This window comes from Pseudomonas defluvii (assembly GCF_001695625.1).
Taxonomy (GTDB): Bacteria; Pseudomonadota; Gammaproteobacteria; order Pseudomonadales; family Pseudomonadaceae; genus Aquipseudomonas; species Aquipseudomonas defluvii.
In genome coordinates this window covers 57037-81419 of record NZ_MBPN01000009.1, presented here as the reverse complement: position 1 = coordinate 81419, position 24383 = coordinate 57037, and the positions used below count along the sequence as shown (strand labels likewise).

Genomic DNA, 24383 nt, shown 5'->3' with positions numbered 1-24383 from the left:
CGAACAGAGCCCTTGGCTTTCAGCGGATAATGGTCAGCTGTACACCCGACCCAACACCTGGCGATGGCTCTCGAATTGATCGAGTACATCCCGGGTAATCTGCTCCGGCGTGAAGCCCATCAGGTCGTACTCCTGGCTACCGTTATGCAGGTAAACCTCGGCCCGATAGAAGCGTTGCCGTACATCGCTGGCACCGTCAGCCGGCGCTTCGTTTGGCGCGGCCAGGTAGCCATCCAGGCTGACTTCATAGACAAAGGGGTTGCCCTCCTCCATGTCGATCCGCAGGCCCATCGCCGCACGCGACTGGCCCAGGCGGGTCTGCACCTCATAGCCCAGGGTCTTCAGTTGCTCGGCCGCTTCCTTAAGCGCCGGGCTGACCTGCTTGTCCATGAAGCGCTGAACCATGGCCTGGGTCGGCTGAAGGTCCAGTTGGCTCAGGCGCTCGCTGAAGCCGCGACGGCCCCGGGCCGCCAATTCGGCTTGCTCCTGCTCGACCTGAGTGTCCTGTTTCATCGCCTTGAACAGGCCGAACATGAACACCACCAGCACCACGGAGAACGGCAAGCCTGCCAACACCACCATGGTCTGCATGGCTTCAAAATTGCCTGCGAACAGCAGACCGATGGTCACCAGAGTGATGATCGCCGACCAGAGAATACGCAGCCAGTGCGGTGCGTCTTCGTCGACCTGGCCACCCTTGCAAGACAGGTTGGCCATCATGACTGCACCGGAATCGGCCGGGGTCAGGAACAGCACGAAACCGACAAACACGGCCACACCCACGACGATCTTGGCCGCTGGATAGTGCTCCAGCAGTTGATAGATCGACATTGAGGGCTGCTCCAGCGCCGTGCGTCCCAACTCCACCGCGCCCTGGTTGATCACCAGGTCCAGCGCGGTATTGCCGAAGATCGACAGCCAGGCCAAGGTGAAGCCCAACGGAATCAGCAGCACGCCGGCCACCAACTCACGCACGGTACGACCACGGGAAATACGCGCGATGAACATACCCACGAATGGGCCCCAGGAGATCCACCAGGCCCAATAGAACACCGTCCACAGGCCCAACCAGCGCTCCGACTTGGCGCTGTCGCCCTCATAGACGTAGAGGTCGAAGGTCTTCAGGATCACGCCGTTGAGGTAGTCACCCGTGTTCTGTACGAAGCTGTTGAGCAGGTGCAGGGTCGGGCCGTTGAACAGCACGAACAGTAGCAGGCCGCTGAACAGCAGGATGTTCAGGTTGGACAGGCGACGAATACCGTTTTCCACACCCGATACCGCAGCAATGGTGGCCACCGTGCTCATCACCAGAATGACGATCAGCAGGTTGGTCTTGCTATGGTCGATCCCAAACAGGTACTCCAGGCCCGACGATACCTGCATCGAGCCGATACCCAGGTTGGTCACCAGGCCCAGCAGGGTCACGAACATCCCGAAGATATCAACGGTATGACCGGCTGCGCCCTTGACCCAGCGCTCGCCCATCAGCGGGTACAGCGCCGAACGCAGGGCCAGCGGCTGGTTGTGACGATAGGCGAAGTAGGCCACTGACAGACCAACCAACGCGTAGATCGCCCAGCCATGCAGCCCCCAATGCAGGAACGTCAACTGCAGGCTCTGACGGGCCGCTTGCAGGCTGGCCGGAGCGCCCTCTGGCGGGTTGAAGTAGTGATCCAGCGGTTCGGAGGCGCCGAAGTACAGCAGCGAAATACCGATGCCGGAGGAGAACAGCATGCCGGCCCAGGCACCGTAGCTGAAGTCCGGTGTGTCGTCCTTGCCGCCCAGCTTCAACTTGCCGAAGGAGGAAAACGCCAGAACGATGACGAACAGCAGGTAGCCGCCAATCACCAGCATGTAGTACCAACCGAAACTACGCGACAACCAGGCTTGGGCCTGGCCAAGCACACGACCTGCAGTTTCAGGAACCGCGATCAGCAAGGCAGTCAGTACAAGAATCAACAGCGCCGAGGTGAAGAACACCACGCTATTGACCCGGACCCTCTCAACAGGGGTCTTTATCAAAGAGGCAGAACTCATTGCACAGAGGCTCCAGGCAGTGCGAGAAAAAACAACAGAACGACCCGTTACCTGAGCAAATGGTGCAATAGCCACATTGTCTCAGGTGTTATAAAAGCACCTTGGAAAAAACTGTAATCCCGAACGATTGCGTTAAAAAACAGACCGAAAACCCCGACCAGAAGGTTTGCCGCATGGCTGCGTGCCGTTCGGCCGATCTGTTCAATATTCCGCAAAAAACCGTCAACGCCTTGTGTTACGGGGCTTACACGTCATTTTTGGGTGCCAATTTGCGCCAACAGAAGGTCAGAAAAACCTGTCAATGGTGCAGATTGTCGCAGAGCTTATTCTTTGTTGATTGAACGTTCAATCAAAACAAAATAGACTGGCCTTCGCCGAGGCAGCCGCTTGTCGTCTGCCCGCAGGCCTGAGGAGATTTGCAAGATGCCCAAGGTCGGTATGCAACCCATCCGCCGCCAGCAGTTGATCGAAGCCACGTTGATGGCGGTCGATCAGGTCGGCATGGGAGATGCCAGCATTGCGCTGATCGCCCGTTTGGCCGGTGTGTCGAATGGCATCATCAGTCACTACTTTCAGGACAAGAATGGCCTGATCGCAGCGACCATGCGGTACTTGATGAGCGTGCTCACCGAGAGCGTCGCCGCACGTCGGCATGCGCTCAAGGACAACAGCCCGCGCGCCCACCTGCAGGTGATCATCGAAGGCAACTTCGACGCCAGCCAGGTCAACGGCCCGGCAATGAAAACCTGGTTGGCATTCTGGGCAACCAGCATGCACCAGCCGTCTTTGCACAGGTTGCAGCGGATCAACGATCACCGCTTGTATTCCAACCTGTGCTGTCAGTTCCGCCGCGTCCTGCCGTTGCCTGAAGCACGCAGTGCAGCACGCGGGCTGGCAGCCTTGATCGACGGCCTGTGGCTGCGTGGTGCGTTATCCGGAGACGCCTTCGACACCGACCAGGCGCAGCAAATCGCTTACGAATACATGGATCTACAACTGGCAAAACAGACGAGCCCGGACACACACAACCAGGCCTCTGATGCACCGCGCCCGGCGATTGCCACACAGGCAGGAGCGCTGCGCGGATAGCCAAACCACAATGCACTTGCGAGGACACTATGGCCCGTTTCGAACTGCAAAAACTCTACATTGATGGTGGTTATGTCGACGCTGGCGGCGATGCCACCTTCGAAGCCATCAACCCGGCCAACGGCGAAGTCCTCGCCCACGTGCAACGTGCCACCAAAGAAGACGTCGAGCGCGCCGTCGAAAGCGCCGAACGTGGCCAGAAAGTCTGGGCCGCGATGACCGCCATGCAGCGTTCGCGCATCCTGCGTCGTGCCGTCGACATCCTGCGCGAGCGCAACGATGAGCTGGCAGCGCTGGAAACTCTGGACACCGGCAAGTCCTACTCCGAAACCCGCTACGTCGACATCGTGACCGGTGCCGACGTACTCGAATACTACGCCGGCCTGGTACCGGCCATCGAAGGCGAGCAGATCCCGCTGCGCGACAGCTCCTTCGTCTACACCCGCCGCGAACCACTGGGTGTGACCGTCGGTATCGGCGCCTGGAACTACCCGATCCAGATCGCCCTGTGGAAATCCGCCCCGGCCCTGGCCGCTGGTAACGCGATGATCTTCAAGCCCAGTGAAGTCACCTCGCTGACCACACTGAAACTGGCCGAAATCTACACCGAAGCCGGCCTGCCAGACGGCGTGTTCAACGTGCTGACCGGCAGCGGTCGCGAAGTCGGTACCTGGCTGACCGAGCACCCACGCGTTGAAAAAGTATCCTTTACCGGTGGCACCGACACCGGCAAGAAGGTCATGGCCAGTGCTTCGAGCTCCTCGCTCAAGGAAGTCACCATGGAACTGGGCGGCAAGTCGCCACTGATCATCTGCGCCGACGCCGACCTGGATCGCGCCGCCGACATCGCCATGATGGCCAACTTCTACAGCTCCGGTCAGGTCTGCACCAACGGCACCCGCGTGTTCGTGCCTGCCGCTCTGAAAGCCGCCTTTGAAGCCAAGATCGTTGAGCGCGTTGCGCGCATCCGCGTGGGTAACCCGGAAGACGAAAACACCAACTTCGGCCCACTGGTCAGCTTCGCCCACATGGAAAATGTCCTCGGCTACATCGCCAAGGGCAAGGAAGAAGGCGCACGCGTACTGTGCGGTGGCGAACGCCTGACCACCGGTGACTTCGCCAAGGGTGCCTTCGTTGCGCCGACCGTATTCACCGACTGCCGCGACGACATGACCATTGTTCGCGAGGAAATCTTCGGCCCGGTGATGAGCATCCTCACCTACGAAACCGAAGAAGAAGTCATCCGTCGCGCCAATGACACCGACTTCGGCCTGGCCGCGGGTGTCTGCACCAACGACCTGACCCGTGCGCATCGCATCATCCACCAGCTGGAAGCCGGTATCTGCTGGATCAACGCCTGGGGCGAGTCGCCTGCCGAAATGCCGGTCGGCGGTTACAAGCAGTCCGGTGTCGGCCGTGAAAACGGTATCAGCTCGCTGGCTCAGTACACTCGCATCAAGTCGGTACAGGTCGAGCTGGGCAACTACAACTCGGTGTTCTAAGCACCCTTGTAGCCGCGCCCGAGTCGCGAGACCCGGGCGCCATCCGCTCACCTCGTTCACTGCCAAGAGGGTACATTCATGTCCCAAGAATTCGATTACATCATTGTCGGTGCAGGCTCGGCCGGTAACACCCTGGCCACCCGCCTGACCGAAGACGAAGGCGTCACCGTACTGCTGCTTGAAGCCGGCGGCCCGGATTACCGCTACGACTTCCGTACCCAGATGCCTGCCGCCCTGGCCTTCCCGCTGCAGGGTCGCCGCTACAACTGGGCCTACGAGACCGATCCTGAGCCCTACATGGACAACCGTCGCATGGAATGTGGCCGTGGCAAGGGCCTGGGTGGTTCATCGCTGATCAACGGCATGTGCTATATCCGTGGCAACGCCATGGACTATGACGGCTGGGCCAAACTGCCAGGCCTGGAAGACTGGAGCTACCTGGACTGCCTGCCGTATTTCCGTAAAGCGGAAACCCGTGACATCGGCCCGAACGACTACCATGGCGGCGAAGGCCCGGTCCGCGTGACCACGCCAAAGGCGGGCAACAACCCACTGTTCCACGCCATGGTTGAAGCTGGCGTGCAAGCCGGCTACCCGCGCACCGAAGACCTGAACGGCTACCAGCAGGAAGGCTTTGGCCCGATGGACCGTACGGTGACCCCTGAAGGCCGTCGCTCCAGTACCGCACGCGGCTACCTGGACATCGCCAAGAAGCGCTCGACCCTGACCATCGTCACTCATGCCCTGACCGATCGCGTGCTGTTCAACGGCAAACGCGCTATTGGCGTGACCTACCTGCAAGGCGACAGCGAAGAGCGTGTCGAAGCCCGTGCACGCAGGGAAGTCATCGTCTGCAGCGGCGCCATCGCTTCGCCGCAGTTGCTGCAACGCTCCGGTGTCGGCCCGGCCAAACTGCTGCAGAGCCTGGACATTCCGGTGGTCCACGACCTGCCGGGCGTGGGTGAAAACCTGCAAGACCACCTGGAACTGTACCTGCAGTACGCCTGCACCCAGCCGGTCTCGCTGTACCCTTCGCTGCTGTGGTGGAACCAGCCCGCTATCGGTGCCCAGTGGCTGTTTGCCGGAACCGGTATCGGCGCCAGCAACCAGTTCGAGGCTGGTGGCTTCATCCGCACCCGCCCCGAGTTCGAGTGGCCGAACATCCAGTACCACTTCCTGCCGGTCGCGATCAACTACAACGGCAGCAACGGTGTGCAGGAGCACGGCTTCCAGGCCCACATGGGCTCGATGCGTTCGCCAAGCCGTGGGCGCATCCAGGTCAAGTCCAAGGACCCACGCCAACACCCAAGCATCCTGTTCAACTACATGGCAACCGAACAGGACTGGCAGGAGTTCCGCGATGGCATCCGCCTGACCCGTGAGATCATGGCGCAGCCGGCGCTGGACGCATACCGTGGTCGTGAAATCAGCCCGGGTGCGCATGTGCAAACCGACGAAGAGTTGGACACGTTCATTCGCGAGCACGCCGAAACCGCGTTCCACCCGTCCTGCTCGTGCAAGATGGGCACCGACGACATGGCCGTGGTCGATGGCCAGGGTCGCGTACATGGCATGGAAGGCCTGCGCGTGGTCGATGCCTCGATCATGCCGATCATCACTACCGGCAACCTGAACGCCCCAACGATCATGATGGCCGAGAAAATCGCCGACAAGATTCGTGGGCGTCAGCCACTGCCACGCAGCACCGCCAAGTACTACGTGGCCAACGATGCGCCGGTCAAGGGCAAGCCGCTGCGTGAAGTGAAGCAGGCATAAGCTAAGGCTGCGGAAAAAAGCGCTCGACCAGGCTCTGCCCGACGCCCCCCAGGCGTCGGGCATACGCCGCTCGCTGGAACGGCTCCCCGGTACGAAACTCGAACATCGCCTCGTCAGGAGCAACCGACTCAACCCCCTGCAAACGGACTTGAGTGAAGCGAAAATCCGCCCCGACGACCTCGGCAATGTCGAGAATGCGCAGCGGCCGACCCGGCAAGATCAGTGCCTCGGCCTCATGTTCCAGGTCGGAAAAGGCTGCTACGGGCGACGCATAGGCAGGCCCACCAGGCTCCAGAACGAACACCACGGAGCTTTCGTCGAAACGTGCCTGAACGGCACTCCTGTCTTCACGGAACAACTCCCAGAGGGTGTACGGGTTTTCTGTAAACGACGTAAAGTCAGTCGTCAGGAGCACGTCCCCAACCTTCACCTGCCCACGCTTGAGCCATGCACCGGATGTGCCTCTCGCCGCAGACGCAGCGCGATACAGCCGCACCTGATTATCGCAGCCAACCATGCCCAACTCCTTGGATAATGCATGAATCCTGGCCACATTGGCGTCAACCGTGCCTTCCAGCGGCAGGCCGCGCAAGAGGTTGTTGTAGCGCTGCGGCGAATGGCTGTACTGCTTGATGTGACGTGCGCCAAAACCCAGTTCATCGCGGTACACCACATAAGGCTCACCAAACGGATCCAGGTAGTCGCCGCTGGCCGAGACCCGCTCCAGATCGGCTTCAGGCAGGTGCGTCAACAGGCTTCGCTGACGTGCCAACGCCTGATCGGACAGTGCCAGCAATTCATCGGCGGCGGGCCGCATGCAGGCCGTCCAGAACGTAGAGTTGCCGTCAGAGAGCGGCGGTGCCCCCACAGGCTGCGCATCAACCGGGAGCGGCGGCAACGCCACCTGCGGGGCTCGGGTCAATGGTACAGCCTCAGAACCACCCGGTGTACGAACAGCACGCGCTTCACCGTTGAAGGCATCGGCTTCAAGCATCTTGGCATCCAGCAACACAAACAACAGGTCCACAACCGCCAACACCCAACCGCGCCGGCGCTGGCGTATATCGCTCGCGTTGACAGCCTGGTCCAGGTGCAATCCCAGGCTTGCCGCCCCGGCACCGACCGCCGCCAGGGCGAGCGGCCAGCCCAGCGGCGCCAGCGGTGAAACCACACGACTGACAACTCCCAGCCATGCCAGCCATTTGGCCTTGCGCAAGTCACTATTGGCGGTGATTCGTGCCAAGGCAACGGCCTTGAGTTCCTGCTTGGCGGCCTCTCGCAGATGCACAAAGACATCCCCTGCAACGGGCGCGACATCCCAATTGAGCACTCGCTGACCGGCTGATAGACGCTCACACAACACCTTCCCCGCGGCCGGATCAAGGTCAGGAAAGTGTTGCCGAAAACGCTGCCGGCCTGGCTCGTCCGCCACTTGCTCCTTTATCCAAGCATAGAGCTGGTCCTTGCCGGTAAAACGGATCAGGGCAGGCGTCTCGCTGGCCAGGTACAGCAGCAAGGCATTGCTCGGGAGTACCAACCAGAACATATCGCGCGCCACCTGCCCACTGAAGCTGAGGGCGCTGAAGCCGGAGCTCACACCCTCCCCCTGCGACTGGCGCAAGCGCGCGAGCGTTGCCGGGAAGCGGATCGAACCGACTGCCGCACGCAACACCGCCTGTTGCTCGGCGTCGGACAAGCCCTCCTTCTCTCGTGCATGCGCCAATGCTGTCAGAAACTGCGCCCGGGCAAGCAGACAGAAGTTATCGGCATGCTGCGCCCAGAACCGCTCCAGGGTTTGCAGATACACCGACTGCAGGTCGAGCGCCCAGAAGGCCTCCATGACATTTTCAGGTGCCAGACGAACCTCGACACGCTCGTCATAGTGCCCATGGCCAGCGCCCACTCGGTAAAAACCACCGTAGTTGCTGAGCAGGTCGGGATTGAGCTGGTCGTTGAGGGTGAAACGCCGTTGAATCAGCTCGCTCAACGTCATCGACTCGATCGGCGCGCTGTAGTGCGCCCAACCACTGAAGGTTCGGTTGCTGCTGACGGCATTATCAAAGCGGTGCCAGTAGACCTGGTCGGGGTCGAGCCAATAGCCGAGTGCATTTTCGATGATATGGCCTGCGCCAAGCCGGGCCAGGCTATGGATATCGGGATAGGCCACGAGGAAGCCTTGAGCGATGTTCTGCAGAGAAGCGGATGCGAATGACGTCATGATAATTGCCGTATTGGTTGCTGATACGGCATTGCAAACGCTATCAAGCACATCGCGGTGGTAACTATCTAGACAGTTTTCCAAGCGCTCAGGTTAGAATCCTTGGCACGCGACCTGCTTGTTTCTGCACACCTTTCCCGCCGATTGTCCTGGAGTACTGCCTTTGAATGCGACCGCCATCAACAGCCTGTTCTTGATCGGCGCGTTGCTGGTAGGTGCAAGTATTCTGGTCAGCTCACTGTCTTCGCGACTGGGCATCCCCATCCTGGTGATCATCCTCGCCGTAGGCATGGCAGCCGGGGTCGATGGCGGCGGCATCATCTTTGACAACTACCCCACCGCCTACCTCGTCGGCAACCTGGCACTGGCCGTGATTCTGCTCGATGGCGGCCTGCGTACGCGGGTCGCGAGCTTCCGTGTTGCCTTGTGGCCAGCGTTATCGCTCGCGACCGTCGGGGTACTGATTACCACCGGCCTGACCGGCATGATGGCGGCCTGGCTGTTTGACCTGAACCTGATCCAGGGCCTGCTGATCGGCGCCATTGTCGGTTCGACCGACGCTGCTGCGGTGTTCTCCCTGCTGGGCGGCAAGGGCCTGAATGAACGGGTCACCGCCTCGCTGGAAATCGAATCGGGCAGCAACGACCCCATGGCGGTGTTCCTCACCGTGACCCTGATCGACATGCTCGCCAGCGGTCAGACAGGCCTGCACTGGGGCCTGCTCGGGCACCTGGTGCGCGAGTTTGGCATTGGCGCGGTGCTCGGCCTGGGCGGCGGTTGGCTGATGCTGCAACTGGTCAACCGGATCAACCTGGCCGGCGGCCTCTATCCGATCTTGGTGATCAGTGGTGGCCTGCTGGTATTTGCCCTGACCAACGCCCTGCACGGCAGTGGCTTCCTCGCCGTGTACCTCTGCGGCCTGGTACTGGGCAACCGCCCGATCCGCAGCCGCCACGGCATTCTGCACATGCTCGACGGCATGGCCTGGCTGGCACAGATCGGCATGTTCCTGGTGCTGGGGTTGCTGGTCACTCCGCACGACCTGCTGCCAATTGCCCTGCCGGCACTGGGCCTGGCCTTGTGGATGATCCTCTTCGCCCGCCCGCTGTCGGTGCTGGCCGGGTTGCTGCCATTCAAGGCCTTCCATGGCCGCGAAAAGGCTTTTATTTCCTGGGTCGGCCTACGCGGCGCGGTACCGATCATTCTGGCGGTGTTCCCGCTGATGGCCGGGCTGCCCAACGCACAACTGTATTTCAACCTGGCCTTCTTCATCGTCCTGGTCTCGCTGCTGGTGCAAGGCACCAGCCTGCCGTGGGTGGCCAAGCTGCTGAAAGTCACCGTGCCACCTGACCCGGCACCCATCTCCCGCTCTGCACTGGAAGTGCACATCACCAGTGAATGGGAGCTGTTCGTCTACCGTCTGGGTGCTGAAAAATGGTGCATCGGCGCAGCGCTGCGCGAGTTGAAAATGCCTGAGGGTACCCGCATTGCAGCGCTTTTCCGTGGTCAGCAACTGCTCCACCCGTCGGGAAGTACCACCCTGGAGGTGGGTGACCTGCTCTGTGTTATCGGCCATGAACACGATCTCCCGGCCCTGGGCAAGCTGTTCAGCCAGGCACCACAACGTGGTCTGGACCTGCGCTTCTTCGGTGACTTCGTCCTTGAAGGTGACGCAGAACTGGGGGCTGTAGCGGCCCTGTACGGCCTCAAGCTCGACGGTCAGGACCCACACACGCCTCTGAGCCACTTCATCCAACAGAAGGTTGGTGGTGCGCCGGTAGTGGGTGACCAGATCGAATGGAACAACACCTTGTGGACCGTTGCGCTGATGGAGGGGAACAAGATCCTCAAAGTGGGCGTCAAATTTCCCGAAGGAAGTCGCCCCGGCCCGGGCCTGTTCCTCTAAACTCCGCTTTCTTACATCTGCTTGTACGAATTTTCTGCCTATGTCCTTGCGCACGCTTGTCTGCGCAGCCCTGCTGGGGCTGTGCCTTTCTGCAACCTTCGCCTTCGCTGCGGAGCCACCCAACGCTGCCGCTGTTCAGCAAAGTCTCGACAAGATTGCCGAGCGCAAGCTGCCTGAGGCGGAGCAGAAAGCCCTGCGTCAGGTGCTGGAACAAACCCTGGTCTTCCTCAACAGCAAGGATGACAGTGAAAAACGCCTGGCCGCGCTCAAGCAGCAACTCAGCGATGCCCCAAAAAAGACCGGTGAAAACCAGCGCGAACTGGCCAAGCTCAAGAGCAGCAAGGTCATTCCGGTGGCTGAGCGTTATGCCAGCCTTGATGTTCCCCAGTTGGAACAGTTGCTCACCGAACGCACGACCCAACAGAGTGACCTGCAAAAGGCACTCTCCGAAGCCAACAGCCTGACCATTACCTCCCAGACTCGCCCGGAGCGGGCCCAGGCCGAAATCAGCGACAACCAGACACGCAGCCAACAGATCAATACCAGCCTGAAACTGGGCAAAGAAGCCGGGAAGGTGCTGTCGCCAGAACAGCGCAACCAACTCAATGCCGAGCTAGCCGCCCTCAACGCCCTGACCCTGCTACGCCGGCAGGAACTGGCCGGCAACAGCTTGCTGCAAGATCTGGGTAGCAGCCAGCATGACTTGCTGATCGAGCGCGCGGCACGCCTGGAGCAAGAGATTCAGGACCTGCAGACCCTGATCAACCAGAAGCGCCTGGCCCAGTCGCAGCAGACCGTCACCGAACAATCCATCGAGGCGCAGAAAGCCGGGGGCAGCAGTGTTCTGGCCACCGAAAGTGCTGCCAACCTCAAGCTCTCCGACTACCTGCTGCGGAGCACAGACCGGCTCAACCAACTGACTCAGGAAAACCTCAAGACCAAGCAGCAACTTGATGCCCTGACCCAGAGCGATCTGGCGCTGGACGAACAAATCAGTGTGCTCAAGGGCAGCCTGCTGCTGTCCAAGATTCTCTACAAACAGAAACAGTCCCTGCCGCACTTGAAAGTCGACGGTGACCTGGCGGACCAGATTGCCGATATCCGCCTCTACCAGTTTGAGGTCAACCAACAGCGCGAGCAGATCAGCAGCCCGAGTAGCTATGTCGACAAACTGCTGGCCAGCCACCCAGAGGAAAGCGCTACGCCGCAATTGCGCAAGGCGTTGCTTGAAGTCGCGATCACCCGCAGTGACCTGCTTGAACGACTTAACCGTGAACTGAGTGCACTGCTCAACGAATCCATCACCCTGCAACTGAACCAGAAGCAGCTACTGAGCACGGCGCAGAACCTGCGCGCCACCCTCGACGAGCAGATGTTCTGGATCCCCAGCAACAAGCCGCTGGAACTGGAATGGCTACGCAGCGTACCTGAGCGCCTGCAGAAGCAGGTCGTGAGCCTGCCGTGGGCCTCAAGTGTGAGTGAACTGGCTGACGGTCTGGTACAACGCCCGCTGTTGTTCCTGCCGCTGCTGTTGCTGATCGGTGCCCTGCTCTGGCGCCGCAACTACCTGTATGCGCGCCTGAGCAAGGTCCATCGGGATATCGGTCACTTCAAGCGCGATAGTCAGTGGCACACCCCTCAGGCGCTCCTGATCAACGTGCTGCTGGCGCTGCCGATCAGCCTGGCGCTGGCCCTGTGCGGCTTTGCCTTGCAGATCGACGCACGCGGTCAGAATGCCAACCTCGGTGCCGCCCTGCTACAGATTGCCCAAGCCTGGATGGTGTTCTACACCGCGTACCGGATTCTCGCGCCCGCGGGTGTTGCCGAGCTGCATTTTCGCTGGGAGAAACCGCAGGTGGAGTTCCTCCGCAGCTGGATCCGGCGTCTTGGCGCAGTGGTGTTGGCACTGGTGGCCGTGGTGGCGGTCGCCGAGCACCAACCCTCGGCCCTGGCCGACGACGTGCTGGGTATCGGCGTAGTACTGACCTGCTACGCCCTGATGACCTGGTTGCTCAGCCGCCTGCTGCTAAGCAGCCCGAACCATAACCAGGCCTCGCTATTTCGCATGGCCGTGGGGCTGGCCTTCACCGTGTTGCCAATCGCCCTGTTCGTCGCGGTCTGTTTTGGTTACTACTACACCGCGCTGAAGCTCACCGACCGGCTGATAGACACGCTGTATCTGTTGATGCTCTGGCTGGTGATCGAGGCTGCATTCGTCCGTGGCCTGGCAGTTGCCGCACGCCGCCTGGCTTATCAGCGTGCACAGAGTAAACGTCAGGCCGTCAAGGAAGGCCCGGACGGTGAAACGATGATTGAAGAGCCGACCCTGGACATCGAACAGGTCAACCAGCAGTCGCTGCGCCTGATCCGCCTCGCGCTGCTCGGCATCTTCATTGGCGCCCTGTACTGGGTCTGGGCAGACCTGATCAGTGTGTTTGCCTACCTCGACAACATCACCCTCTACGAATACACCAGCGGCACTGGTGCAGCCATGAGCATGGTCCCGATCAGCCTCGGTGACCTGTTGGGTGCACTGGTAATCGTCGGTATCACCTTTGCCCTGGCCAGCAACCTGCCAGGCTTGCTGGAAGTGCTGGTACTGTCGCGGCTGAACCTGGCCCAAGGCAGTGCCTACGCGGCGACCACGCTGTTGTCCTATGCAATTGCCGGGATCGGCTTCGTCACCACGCTGTCGACCCTCGGCGTCAGTTGGGACAAGCTGCAGTGGCTGGTGGCTGCGCTGTCGGTCGGCCTGGGCTTCGGGATGCAAGAAATCTTCGCCAACTTCATCTCGGGGATCATGATCCTGTTCGAACGCCCGGTGCGTATCGGGGACACCATCACCATCGGCAACCTGTCCGGTACCGTGAGCAAGATCCGCATCCGAGCAACCACCATTACCGACTTCGACCGCAAGGACATCATTGTCCCGAACAAGACCTTCATTACCGGGCAACTGATCAACTGGTCGCTGACTGACACCATCACCCGAGTCACGCTCAAGATCGGCGTCGACTATGGCTCGGACCTGGAGCTGGTGCGCAACCTGCTGCTCAAGGCCGCCAACGACAACCCACGCGTGCTCAAGGAGCCGGCCCCGACGGTCTACTTCCTCAATTTTGGCGAAAGCACACTGGACCACGAACTGCGCATGCATGTACGCGACCTCGGTGACCGCAACCCGGCGCTGGATGAGGTCAACCGCGTCATCAACAGCGAGTTCAAGAAAAACAACATCAACATCGCGTACCGCCAACTGGAAATCTACCTGAAAAACATGCAGGGACAGGTGTTCAACATCGCTCCCGCAGAGGATCAGAAGACCGCCGCGCCAATCCCTTTGATCGGCAAGCCGGATGATCTGGCATCAGGTTCCAATCCCGCCTGACTGGACGTCAACGGCCATACCCTTGCAGAATGGTCGGACATTCTCCTGGAGATGGCCGTTGAAAGCCCTCGACGAACTCACCTTCGATAACCGCTTCGCCCGTCTGGGCGATGCGTTCTCCACGTCGGTACTGCCCGAGCCGATTGCCGAGCCACGCCTGGTGGTTGCCAGCGATGCCGCCATGGCCCTGCTCGACCTCGACCCTACCGAGGCCCACTCACCGGTGTTTGCCGAGCTTTTCAGTGGCCATAAACTCTGGGCCGAGGCTGAACCTCGGGCGATGGTTTACTCCGGTCACCAGTTCGGCTCCTACAACCCTCGCCTGGGCGATGGCCGCGGCCTGTTGCTGGGCGAAGTGCGCAATGACGCAGGCGAATATTGGGACCTGCACCTGAAAGGCGCCGGGCAAACGCCCTATTCGCGTATGGGAGATGGTCGTGCGGTTCTGCGCTCTTCGATTCGCGAGTTCCTCGCCTCCGAGGCCCTTCATGCCCTGGGTATCGCCAGCAGCCGAGCGCTGTGCGTAATCGGCTCGAACACGCCTGTGTGGCGCGAAACCCAGGAGCACGCGGCCATGCTGTTGCGCCTGGCACCCAGCCATGTTCGCTTCGGCCACTTCGAATACTTCTACTACACCCGCCAGCCGGAGCAGCAGAAGATCCTCGCCGAGCACGTGCTGAACCACTACTTCCCAGAGTGCCGTGATCAGCCCGAGCCGTATCTGGCGATGTTCCGTAGCATCGTTGAGCGCAACGCCGAACTGATCGCCCATTGGCAAGCCTATGGTTTCTGCCACGGCGTGATGAATACCGACAACATGTCGATCCTGGGCATCACCTTTGATTTCGGCCCCTTTGCATTCCTGGACGATTTCGACGCCCGCTTCGTCTGCAACCACTCGGATGACCAGGGACGCTACAGCTACAGCAATCAAGTGCCGATTGCCCACTGGAACCTCAGCGCCCTGGCCCAGGCCCTGACGCCCTTCATCAGCGTCGAGGCCCTGCGCGAAACCCTTGCGTTGTTCCTGCCGCTGTACGAAGCCCACTACCTGGACCTGATGCGTCGTCGACTCGGCCTGACGCACGCTGAAGACGCCGACAAGGCGCTGATCGAGGGGCTCCTGCAGGTCATGCAACAGGGTGCGGTGGATTACACATTGTTCTTCAGAAAGCTCGGCGACCAGCCCGCAGAAGCGGCGCTGCGTGTGGTTCGCGACGACTTCGTCGACCTCGCCGGTTTTGACCGTTGGTCTGAAGACTACCTGGCACGCATCGCCCGTGAACCGGGCAACAGCGAAAAACGCCGCGCCCGGATGCATGCGGTCAACCCGCTGTACATCCTGCGCAACTACCTGGCCCAACGCGCGATAGAAGCCGCTGAAGCGGGTGACTACAGCGAGGTGCGTCGCCTGCACCAGGTACTCTGCACGCCATTCGACGAACAACCAGGCATGGAGGCGTACGCAGAGCGGCCACCCGAGTGGGGCAAGCATCTGGAGATCAGTTGCTCCTCGTGAGCAACTGCCAACATCAATGAATCAGATGAGAATCACTCGGAGCCGACATTGAAAAAGCTGCGCGTACGCTCCAGATAACCTCTATCGACTCGCTTCCCGGACGCCACCATGACCGACCCGCTGCTGATACCCTGCCCTCATTGCAATGGCCTGAATCGCATCCCGCCGCACGCGTGGGCGACGCCCCGAAGTGCGGACGCTGCAAAGGCGCCGTGCTGCTGAACAAACCGTTTGAATTGAAACAGGGGGACTATGCCAGCCAGATCAAGGGTGATCTGCCACTGCTGGTTGATGTCTGGGCCGACTGGTGCGGCCCGTGTAAATCCTTTGCGCCGATCTTTGAACAGGCGGCCAGCCAGCTAAGCGGGCGCTGTCGCCTGGCCAAGCTCGACAGCGAGGCCAACCCGCAACTGGCTGCGCAGTTGGGTATTCGCTCAATTCCCAGCCTGATCCTGTTCAAAAATGGCCGCGAAGTCGCACGCCAAAGCGGCGCCTTCCCACTCCAGCACTTGCTGGAGTGGCTGCGCAGTCAGGGGATTTAAGCGTTTTCTTCCAGCAGCGAATGCAGTTCAACGAACTGCTGGGTCAACTTGTGCCGTGGTTCCAGATGGATCAACGGCAGGTTGGCCTGATGCGACTCGCGCATCTTCACTGAGCTGTTCAGGTAGACCGGCAGCACCGGCAAGCCTTCAGCCAGCAACTCGTCGAGCATCTGCTGGGGCAGGCTGGCCCGGGCCTGGAACTGGTTGACCACAATGCCCTCGACCTGCAGGTGCTCATTGTGGTCCTCACGCAGTTCCTCGATTTCGGCCAGCAGACCGTATAGGGCCTGGCGCGAGAAGCTGTCGCAGTCGAAGGGAATCAGTACCCGATCGGCTGCAATCAATGCCGATACCGCATAAAAGTTCAGCGCTGGCGGCGTATCGAGATAAATCCGGTCGTAGTCTTCGGACAACTCATCGAGCAACTTACGCAGCTTGTTGATCTTGTGCTTGGCCTCGAGCTTGGGTTGCAGGTCAGCCAACTCCGCAGTAGCGGTGACGACATGAAGGTTGTCGAACGGCGTCTCGTAGATGTCGACCTTGTTCTTCCTGGCAAAGGGGCCGGACGACAATGTCTGCTTGAAGAAATCGGCAATCCCCATGGGGATATCCTCGCCAGTCAGGCCGGTGAGGTACTGGGTCGAGTTGGCCTGGGCATCCAGGTCAATCAACAGGGTTCGGTAGCCTTCACTGGCACTCACCGCCGCCAGGTTGCAAGCAATACTCGACTTACCCACGCCACCTTTCTGATTAAACACCACGCGCCGCATGGAATGACCTCCGTGTATCAGTGAATGACCGAGTATGTGGGCGTGACGGCGGTTTAGCCAGCACCATTGAGCCCTTGGCCCGCCAGCAGCTCGACAAAGGCATGGGCCATGACCGAGGCCGACTCGCGTCGCTGCACCAACCACACAGCGGTAACCGCGTCGGCATCAAGCAGGGTCCGATAGACCACACCGTCAATACGCATGCGCTGAAAAGAGGCCGGCAACACTGACACCCCCAGGCCCGCTGCCACCAAGCCAATAATCGTCATGGCCTCACCCGCCTCCTGGGCAAAGTGCGGGCTGAAGCCCGCCTGCCGTGCCAGGCTCATCAATTGCGCATGCAGGCCACTGCCATAGCTGCGCGGGAAAAATACAAACGGCTCATTGGCCAGCGTCGACAACAACAAGCCACGCTCGCTGCCCTCCGCCAGCGGGTGTGTAGCGCTGAGCACCGCCACCAGAGGTTCACGGAACAACTCCGTGGCGAGCAGGCTCTCCGGCAAGGCCAGCGGGCGCATCAGACCGATCTCGATGGTCTCGTCGAGCAGCGCATCGGCAACATCACGGCTGCTCATTTCCTTGAGGTTCAGGTGCACGGCGGGGAAGCGCTGACGAAAGGCATAAATCGCCTTGGGGATACCCGAATTAATCGGGGCCGAGGTCGTGAAGCCAATTTTCATTTCACCCAGCTCGCCAAGCTGGGCGCGCCGAGCGACATCGGCAGCCTTATCGACCTGAGCCAGCACCTGTCGCGCCTCATCGAGGAACAAGCGGCCGGCTTCACTCAGCTCCACTCGTCGGTTGGTCCGCTCGAACAAACGCGCCCCCAACTCCTGCTCCAGAGCCTGGATCTGCTGGCTCAAGGGTGGCTGGGAGATGCCCAACAGCTGTGCCGCCCGCCCGAAGTGGAGCTCTTCGGCAACTGCAATGAAGTACCGCAAGTGGCGTAATTCCATGACACCCTCAACAGGTCGCAAAACATCTTAAACAGGTCGAACAATATATTGGAAATGATCATTAGCTAGCTATATGCTTTTTTCACTGCCTGACTGGCCGTAGCCCTTCCGAGGTTTACCGTGAAAATTGCTGTTGCTCCCCTCGCCCACGACGTGCCCCCTGCACCCACCACGGACGCAGCCACCACCACTGACCACTGGATCGAAAAGGGCACACCGGCGTTCATGCGCACGGTGCTGGCATTGTTCTGTGGTGGCTTCGCCACCTTCGCGCTGCTGTATTGCGTGCAACCCATGATGCCGCTGCTGTCCCGGGAGTTCTCCATCAATGCGGCGCAGAGCAGCCTGGTGCTGTCGGTGTCGACTGCGCTGCTAGCGTTCGGTCTACTGGTCACCGGGCCTGTTTCAGACCGTATTGGGCGTAAGCCCGTGATGGTTGCAGCGTTGTTCTGCGCTGCACTATGCACAATCGCCAGTGCGCTGATGCCCACCTGGGAAGGGGTTCTGGCGATGCGCGCACTGGTCGGTCTGTCCTTGAGCGGGCTGGCTGCGGTGGCCATGACCTACCTCAGCGAAGAGATCTACCCTCAGCATCTTGGCCTGGCCATGGGCCTGTACATCGGCGGCAATGCCATTGGTGGCATGAGCGGACGCTTGATTACTGGCGTACTGATCGACTTCGTCAGTTGGCACACGGCACTGCTGGCCATCGGTGGGCTGGCACTGATCGCCGCGGTACTGTTCTGGAAAATGCTCCCCGAGTCCCGTAACTTCCGTGCGCGCCCGCTGAATCCTCGCAGCCTGCTGGACGGCTTCACCTTGCACTTTCGCGATGCCGGGCTGCCCTGGCTGTTCCTTGAAGCCTTCCTGCTGATGGGCGCCTTCGTTACCCTCTTCAACTACATCGGCTACCGCCTGCTGGCAGAGCCTTACCACATGAACCAGGCCTTGGTCGGGCTGCTGTCGGTGGTTTACCTGTCGGGCATCTACAGCTCGGCACAAATTGGCGCGCTGGCCGACAAGTTGGGCCGGCGCAAGGTGTTCTGGGCAACCATTGTGCTGATGTTCGGCGGCCTGCTGCTGACCCTGCTCGAACCCCTGCCACTAGTCGTCATCGGCATGCTGATCTTCACCTTCGGCTTCTTCGGCGCACACTCGGTGGCCAGTAGCTGGATCGGCCGCCGTGCCTTCAAGGCCAAGGGCCAGGCTTCGTCGCTGTACCTGTTCAGCTACTACGCCGGCTCCAGTGTCGCCGGCACCGCCGGTGGTGTGTTCTGGCACCAGGGCGGCTGGAACGGCATCGGCCTCTTCATCGGCAGCTTGCTGGTCATTGCCCTGCTGGTGGCACTGCACCTGAGCAAGTTGCCGGCACTGCCAGAAAACGCCAAGGGTTAAGCTACAGTGTGCCCGCGGCAAAATGATAGGAGCCTCCCTGGCACTTACTGCCTCCCCCTTACCGACCTCTCGCACTCCGTCCAGGCCTGTCGCTAAGGTTTTGCTTCAACACTTTTGAAAAATCAAAAACGCCAACGTGGACGAATATCGGCGGCCGAGTTGTTTACCAACTCCTTACCAAACTTATCTTGCGCGAACGCAAGACGCGCCTCACCGCCATACCCTCTAACGCTTAGCCCATTAAAGTCTGCGTCACTCAGATATTTAGTCGCGCAGGCCCCACGCACTGCAGGATTTTGCAGTCGACTCATCCTCGATCCAATATGCGTTCTGACAGCAGCGTTCCAGCGGCTATTGGAATACACATGAAAGCCTCGAATAGCGAGATCCCCAAAGATATCGTGCAAATGACCTCTATTGATCATCCGTGCATTTCCACCCGGGACAAACATCGCCAGCTCTCGATCATTTTCCGGAAATGGGTTGTTCAGTTCAGTACCATGGTTTACGACCGGGTGTTTTCCGCAGCGGGAGTTGATCACACGAATCAAATTCTCCTGAAATCTTGAAAGAACACCCAAGAGGCCTTGATCTGTCACATTAGCGACCGACGCACTGCTGAAGCCGGGCGCTGTATGGTGGGGGCAAATTGCAAAAATGTCATAATCCGCGGTCACCGCAATGACGGCACCCTCATGTTTGTAACCAATGACCATGACAGGCATTTTTTTACCCGCAGGATAGTAATAAACATGGCACCGGCCATCCGCACTTCGCTCACATTCAAAGCGCATCTGCTTTACATTTTTGCGGCTGCTGGCCTGGAATGATCCTCCCATGCCGGCATGGGTAAACAATCCCTTTTTCACGAGTTCTTCGATTCGCGTATACGGGATTATCAACTCAGTTTGACCCACCCCATCTGTGCGCAAAGCGTGTCGCACAGCTTCACGATTCTTAGCTACCTTATCGGGCCCCTCATCGACCACCTTGCTGAGTTCTGAATCGACGCAGATAAAGCCAGACATAGGTCCCCAGTTCGAGCTTTTGGCATGAATATCCAGTTTTTTCGTGCTGTAACCCTCGGCAATCAAACTTGTCGAGTCCTGATTTACGGGACGAACAAAAATGAACGTTGAATATTCACGCGCGAGCGATTGAAAGACATTAATATGGTCACGCGTCATACCACAATCAATTTCTGTAAGCATACTTACCTCTTTGAGCATTAATCGTGCTTAGAAAGCATCTACAATAAAACCAGTCTATTCTTAACTCATGGATCCCCCTTGAACGACGTCATTTAAAGTTGATATCCCCGCCTGACAGGCACACGTATCCCGCAACCCGTAGCCGTTTCCGCGTTACACACAGATTCGGCAGGGCAAATAACGTGACCTGCTACGCGGCGCTTTTTCAGGCTGCAAAAATAAAAGTGCCTATCCGCAAACTTATGCTTAATCACCCGAAAGGGGATGCACAACATTGGCCCGCACGTGAAGCGGGATCTACTTCTGTGTTTCCAACAGGCATCCAACGTTGCGGATCGTGGTGTCTTCAGACATCCGATCAAGGCAATAAAAGAGCATCTTTTTGGCTGGGACAGCCACCAAAGTAATGCATGAGTCAGGCTTAAAGAAAAACACCTGACATAATCAAAGAGAACCCTTTCTTCGCTTGCGAAGACTCAGAGCATCTGTAATATCTCACCTCTGATGTGAAATCTTCTCAGGTAGCGGAAAGCCATTATTCGACATTGATCCGAGCTTATCTGTAGGAAAATTCTCAGACGAGAGCGGATTTACCGTCAGAACCACCTGTTTTTGAGTGGGACAGTTGGATCCATGCATGTAAGAGATATCCCATCCTGAACAGGGTTTACAGATTCATGCTCATGGGCATTTCGCGCCACGCTTTTTACAAGCACAGCCGGGTCTTTGATTCGAGGGCACGCCAGGATCGAGAGGTGATGAAGGCACTGCAGATGGGGGATAAATCTGTGTTGATCTATAACGGGGAGCGGCCCAACTGCCCCTGAAATAAAAAACGCCCGATGCAATGCATCGAGCGTTTTGTGGAAACAGGTGTAAACCTGTATTCAAGAGCAAATGAGGTGCCGTTCCTGCGCAGACTCAGTTCAATACCTCGACCAGATCCACATCGACATCGCGCTTCATCAGGCCCTTGTCGACTTCGCCAGTCAGTTTGACCAGGGTCTTGTCGTTGAAGGCCACTGGCGGCAGGTCTTCGTCGTCGATTTCGACAATGATGTTGCCGGTAGCATCCTTGAACTCGTACTTCTCGTTCTTCAGCTTCTGGGTGATGTGACCTTGCAGCACGGCTGGGGTGTCGTCAGCCGCGTTGTGGGCCTCGGCAACCGTGGCCACCGATTGTGCGCCAGGGCCCGTGTAGCCAGCGGCCAGGGCAGCGGTGCTGAACAGGGGAGCGAGAAGCAGTGCGAGATAGCGGGTGTTCATAAGTGTGATCCAATCTTGGTTTCGATGGGACCAGCATAAGCAGGCACGCTGAATTCAAACTTAATGCAAAACGCCCGGCATTGGCCGGGCGCTTTTTATTCAACAGTGCTTACTGGTGGTACTGCGCCGACAACTCATGAACGGCGTTGATGAAGACACCAGCATGCTCAGGATCGACTTCCGGGGTGATGCCATGGCCGAGGTTGAACACGTGACCGGTGCCATGCCCGTAGCTGGCCAGGATACGCCCCACTTCAGCACGGATGGCTTCAGGCTTGGCGTAGAGTACGGTCGGGTCCATGTTGCCCTGCAGGGCAACCTTGGCGCCGACGCGCTGGCGGGCTTCGCCAATGTCGCAGGTCCAGTCCAGACCAAGGGCGTCGGCGCCAGCATCCGCAATGCTTTCCAGCCACAGGCCGCCATTCTTGGTGAACAGGATGACCGGAACCTTGCGCCCTTCGTGCTCGCGGATCAGGCCACTGACGATCTTGCGCATGTAGGCCAGGGAGAACTCCTGGTAGGCCGCAGCCGACAGGTTGCCACCCCAGGTGTCGAAGATCTGTACGGCTTGTGCTCCGGCGAGGATCTGCCCGTTGAGGTACGAGGTTACAGACTGCGCCAACTTGTCCAGCAACAGGTGCATGGCCTGCGGGTTGTCGTAGAGCATGGCCTTGGTCTTGCGGAAGTCTTTCGACGAGCCGCCTTCGACCATGTAGGTGGCCAGGGTCCATGGGCTGCCGGAGAAGCCGATCAGCGGCACCCGGCCATTGAGCTCACGGCGGATGGTGCTGACCGCATCCATCACGTAGCCCAGGTCCTTCTGCGGATCGGGGATCGGCAAGGCTTCGATGTCAGCCAGGGTGCTGACGACCTTCTTGAAACGCGGGCCTTCGCCGGTTTCAAAGTACAGGCCCTGGCCCATGGCGTCGGGAATGGTGAGGATGTCGGAGAACAGGATCGCCGCGTCCAGTGGATAGCGCTCCAGCGGCTGCAGGGTGACCTCGCAGGCAAACTGCGGGTTCATGCACAGGCTCATGAAATCGCCGGCCTTGGCGCGGCTGGCGCGGTACTCCGGCAGGTAACGGCCAGCCTGGCGCATCATCCATACAGGGGTAACGTCTACGGGTTGCTTGAGCAGGGCGCGCAGAAAACGATCGTTCTTCAAGGCAGTCATGTCGGCATCCGGAAAAAAAGTGGGGGCATTTTCTCAGACACCAACGTAAAAGGCACGGTATGAACCGTGCCTTTTGTCTATCGACCTGCACTAGGTCAATAGATTTTCTAAACTTCATCGCCGGACGAGCTCGCCCCACCACGGTCGCTGTGATGCTGACCCTGTGGGAGCGGGCTCGCCCCGCGATGCTTTTTCAGACGCCCAGGTAGTCCAGGATCCCTTCAGCGGCATTGCGCCCTTCGAAGATCGCAGTCACCACCAGGTCAGACCCACGGACCATATCGCCACCGGCGAAGATCTTCGGGTTGCTGGTCTGGTGCTTGTACGCGCCCTGCTCCGGCGCCACCACACGACCCTGGCTATCGGTCTGGATGCTGAACTGCTCGAACCATGGCGCGGGGCTTGGACGGAAGCCAAAGGCGATCACCACGGCGTCTGCCGGGATGATTTCCTCGGAGCCGGGAATCGGCTCAGGGCTGCGACGGCCACGGGCATCCGGCTCGCCGAGACGGGTCTCGACAACCTTCACGCCCTCAACCTTGTCTTCGCCCACAATGGCGATTGGCTGACGGTTGTAGAGGAATTTCACGCCCTCTTCCTTGGCGTTCTTCACCTCTTTGCGCGAGCCTGGCATGTTGGCTTCGTCACGACGATAGGCGCAGGTTACCGCCTTGGCACCCTGACGGATGGACGTGCGGTTGCAGTCCATCGCCGTGTCACCACCACCCAGCACCACGACCTTCTTGCCTTTCATGTCGACGAAATCTTCCGGCGACTTTTCAAAGCCCAGGTTGCGGTTGACGTTGGCCACCAGGAAGTCCAGCGCATCATGCACGCCCGACAGGTCTTCACCAGGGAAACCGCCTTTCATGTAGGTGTAGGTACCCATGCCCATGAACACGGCATCGTACTCGGCCAGCAGCTGTTCCATGCTGATGTCCTTGCCCACTTCGGTGTTCAGGCGGAACTCGATGCCCATGCCGGTGAAGACTTCGCGACGATTGCTCAACACGGTTTTTTCCAGCTTGAACTCGGGGATACCGAAGGTCAGCAGACCGCCGATTTCCGGGTTCCGGTCGAACACCACCGGGGTTACCCCACCACGCACCAGCACGTCGGCACAGCCCAGGCCAGCCGGACCGGCACCGATGATCGCGACACGCTTGCCGGTCGGCTTGACCTTGGACATGTCCGGGCGCCAGCCCATGGCGAACGCGGTGTCGGTGATGTACTTCTCGACCGAACCGATGGTCACCGCACCAAAACCGTCGTTGAGGGTGCAGGCACCCTCGCACAGGCGGTCCTGCGGGCACACCCGGCCGCAGACTTCCGGCAGGGTGTTGGTCTGGTGCGACAGTTCCGCCGCCGCCAGGATGTTGCCCTCGGACACCAGTTTCAACCAGTTGGGAATGAAGTTGTGCACCGGGCACTTCCATTCGCAGTACGGGTTGCCACAGCCCAGGCAGCGGTGGGCCTGTTCGGCCGACTGCTGGGGTTTGAAGGGTTCGTAGATCTCCACGAACTCTTTCTTGCGTTGACGCAGCAGTTTCTTCTTCGGATCCTTGCGCCCGACCTCGATGAACTGGAAGTCATTACTCAGACGTTCAGCCATGTTTAAACCTCATCAAACTCTT

At 59.6% G+C, this 24383-nt stretch carries 15 protein-coding genes and 1 pseudogene; 8 read left to right on the top strand and 8 right to left on the bottom strand.

Annotated elements, in window-relative coordinates:
• Positions 1 to 33: 33 nt before the first annotated feature.
• Positions 34 to 2037, bottom strand: coding sequence for a choline BCCT transporter BetT (gene betT / locus EKA13_RS04590; protein WP_065758227.1), 2004 nt, complete (start codon positions 2035 to 2037; stop codon positions 34 to 36).
• A 423-nt stretch (positions 2038 to 2460) separates the two neighbouring features.
• On the opposite strand from betT, the gene betI reads away from it, so the two are divergent.
• The 3 genes from betI (at position 2461) to betA (ending at position 6404) form a co-directional block, all read left to right on the top strand.
• The gene (gene betI, locus EKA13_RS04585) at positions 2461 to 3126 is read left to right on the top strand and encodes a transcriptional regulator BetI (protein ID WP_065758226.1); all 666 of its coding nucleotides are present in this window, start codon (positions 2461 to 2463) and stop codon (positions 3124 to 3126) included.
• A 29-nt stretch (positions 3127 to 3155) separates the two neighbouring features.
• Positions 3156 to 4628 (top strand): betaine-aldehyde dehydrogenase, encoded by a 1473-nt coding sequence (betB, locus tag EKA13_RS04580; protein ID WP_065758225.1) that lies wholly within the window; start codon positions 3156 to 3158, stop codon positions 4626 to 4628.
• A gap of 78 nt (positions 4629 to 4706) precedes the next feature.
• A complete protein-coding gene (gene betA, locus EKA13_RS04575) occupies positions 4707 to 6404 on the top strand; it encodes a choline dehydrogenase (protein WP_065758224.1) in 1698 nt (565 codons plus the stop codon).
• A 1-nt stretch (position 6405) separates the two neighbouring features.
• Here the strand turns inward: betA and EKA13_RS04570 are convergent, their stop codons facing one another.
• Complete coding sequence (locus EKA13_RS04570; RefSeq protein ID WP_065758223.1) at positions 6406 to 8622, bottom strand: dermonecrotic toxin domain-containing protein; 2217 nt, start codon at positions 8620 to 8622, stop codon at positions 6406 to 6408.
• A gap of 163 nt (positions 8623 to 8785) precedes the next feature.
• Here EKA13_RS04570 and EKA13_RS04565 point away from each other — a divergent pair, with 163 nt between their 5' ends.
• The 4 genes and pseudogenes from EKA13_RS04565 (at position 8786) to trxC (ending at position 15977) form a co-directional block, all read left to right on the top strand.
• On the top strand, positions 8786 to 10528 hold the full coding sequence (locus EKA13_RS04565) for a potassium/proton antiporter (protein WP_065758222.1): 1743 nt from the start codon (positions 8786 to 8788) through the stop codon (positions 10526 to 10528).
• Between the two features lie 40 nt (positions 10529 to 10568).
• Complete coding sequence (gene mscK / locus EKA13_RS04560) at positions 10569 to 13916, top strand: mechanosensitive channel MscK (RefSeq protein WP_065758221.1); 3348 nt, start codon at positions 10569 to 10571, stop codon at positions 13914 to 13916.
• Positions 13917 to 13974: 58 nt separating this feature from the next.
• Positions 13975 to 15435 carry a protein adenylyltransferase SelO gene (selO, locus tag EKA13_RS04555; RefSeq protein ID WP_065758220.1) on the top strand — a complete coding sequence of 487 codons (1461 nt, stop codon included), beginning with the start codon at positions 13975 to 13977 and terminating at the stop codon, positions 15433 to 15435.
• A gap of 108 nt (positions 15436 to 15543) precedes the next feature.
• Positions 15544 to 15977 (top strand): annotated as a pseudogene (trxC, locus tag EKA13_RS04550) (thioredoxin TrxC).
• Here the strand turns inward: trxC and EKA13_RS04545 are convergent.
• Together EKA13_RS04545 and EKA13_RS04540 are read right to left on the bottom strand one after the other, a co-directional pair.
• Entirely contained in the window at positions 15974 to 16747 is a 774-nt protein-coding gene (locus EKA13_RS04545) for a ParA family protein (protein WP_065758219.1), read from the bottom strand. The pseudogene trxC and the gene EKA13_RS04545 overlap by 4 nt on opposite strands.
• A 53-nt stretch (positions 16748 to 16800) precedes the next feature.
• Complete coding sequence (locus EKA13_RS04540) at positions 16801 to 17703, bottom strand: LysR family transcriptional regulator (RefSeq protein WP_065758218.1); 903 nt, start codon at positions 17701 to 17703, stop codon at positions 16801 to 16803.
• 153 nt (positions 17704 to 17856) lie between these two features.
• Here EKA13_RS04540 and EKA13_RS04535 point away from each other — a divergent pair, with 153 nt between their 5' ends.
• Positions 17857 to 19098, top strand: a complete 1242-nt coding sequence (locus tag EKA13_RS04535) for an MFS transporter (protein ID WP_425415159.1) — start codon at positions 17857 to 17859, stop codon at positions 19096 to 19098.
• Positions 19099 to 19220: 122 nt separating this feature from the next.
• Here EKA13_RS04535 and EKA13_RS04530 read toward each other — a convergent pair whose 3' ends face one another.
• From EKA13_RS04530 to EKA13_RS04515, 4 genes are all read right to left on the bottom strand, one after another.
• Positions 19221 to 20309 carry an anthrax toxin-like adenylyl cyclase domain-containing protein gene (locus EKA13_RS04530; protein WP_065758216.1) on the bottom strand — a complete coding sequence of 363 codons (1089 nt, stop codon included), beginning with the start codon at positions 20307 to 20309 and terminating at the stop codon, positions 19221 to 19223.
• 921 nt (positions 20310 to 21230) lie between these two features.
• Positions 21231 to 21575, bottom strand: a complete 345-nt coding sequence (locus EKA13_RS04525) for a YgiW/YdeI family stress tolerance OB fold protein (RefSeq protein WP_065758215.1) — start codon at positions 21573 to 21575, stop codon at positions 21231 to 21233.
• 109 nt (positions 21576 to 21684) lie between these two features.
• Positions 21685 to 22749, bottom strand: a complete 1065-nt coding sequence (hemE, locus tag EKA13_RS04520) for a uroporphyrinogen decarboxylase (protein WP_065758214.1) — start codon at positions 22747 to 22749, stop codon at positions 21685 to 21687.
• Positions 22750 to 22942: 193 nt separating this feature from the next.
• The gene (locus EKA13_RS04515) at positions 22943 to 24361 is read right to left on the bottom strand and encodes an FAD-dependent oxidoreductase (protein ID WP_065758213.1); all 1419 of its coding nucleotides are present in this window, start codon (positions 24359 to 24361) and stop codon (positions 22943 to 22945) included.
• Between the last annotated feature and the right edge of the window lie 22 nt (positions 24362 to 24383).

Coding starts and splice junctions, on each gene's coding strand:
- betT (WP_065758227.1), bottom strand. CDS start 2,037: ATGAGTTCTGCCTCTTTGATAAAGACCCCTGTTGAGAGGGTCCGGGTC.
- betI (WP_065758226.1), top strand. CDS start 2,461: ATGCCCAAGGTCGGTATGCAACCCATCCGCCGCCAGCAGTTGATCGAA.
- betB (WP_065758225.1), top strand. CDS start 3,156: ATGGCCCGTTTCGAACTGCAAAAACTCTACATTGATGGTGGTTATGTC.
- betA (WP_065758224.1), top strand. CDS start 4,707: ATGTCCCAAGAATTCGATTACATCATTGTCGGTGCAGGCTCGGCCGGT.
- EKA13_RS04570 (WP_065758223.1), bottom strand. CDS start 8,622: ATGACGTCATTCGCATCCGCTTCTCTGCAGAACATCGCTCAAGGCTTC.
- mscK (WP_065758221.1), top strand. CDS start 10,569: ATGTCCTTGCGCACGCTTGTCTGCGCAGCCCTGCTGGGGCTGTGCCTT.
- EKA13_RS04545 (WP_065758219.1), bottom strand. CDS start 16,747: ATGCGGCGCGTGGTGTTTAATCAGAAAGGTGGCGTGGGTAAGTCGAGT.
- EKA13_RS04540 (WP_065758218.1), bottom strand. CDS start 17,703: ATGGAATTACGCCACTTGCGGTACTTCATTGCAGTTGCCGAAGAGCTC.
- EKA13_RS04530 (WP_065758216.1), bottom strand. CDS start 20,309: ATGCTTACAGAAATTGATTGTGGTATGACGCGTGACCATATTAATGTC.
- EKA13_RS04525 (WP_065758215.1), bottom strand. CDS start 21,575: ATGAACACCCGCTATCTCGCACTGCTTCTCGCTCCCCTGTTCAGCACC.
- hemE (WP_065758214.1), bottom strand. CDS start 22,749: ATGACTGCCTTGAAGAACGATCGTTTTCTGCGCGCCCTGCTCAAGCAA.
- EKA13_RS04515 (WP_065758213.1), bottom strand. CDS start 24,361: ATGGCTGAACGTCTGAGTAATGACTTCCAGTTCATCGAGGTCGGGCGC.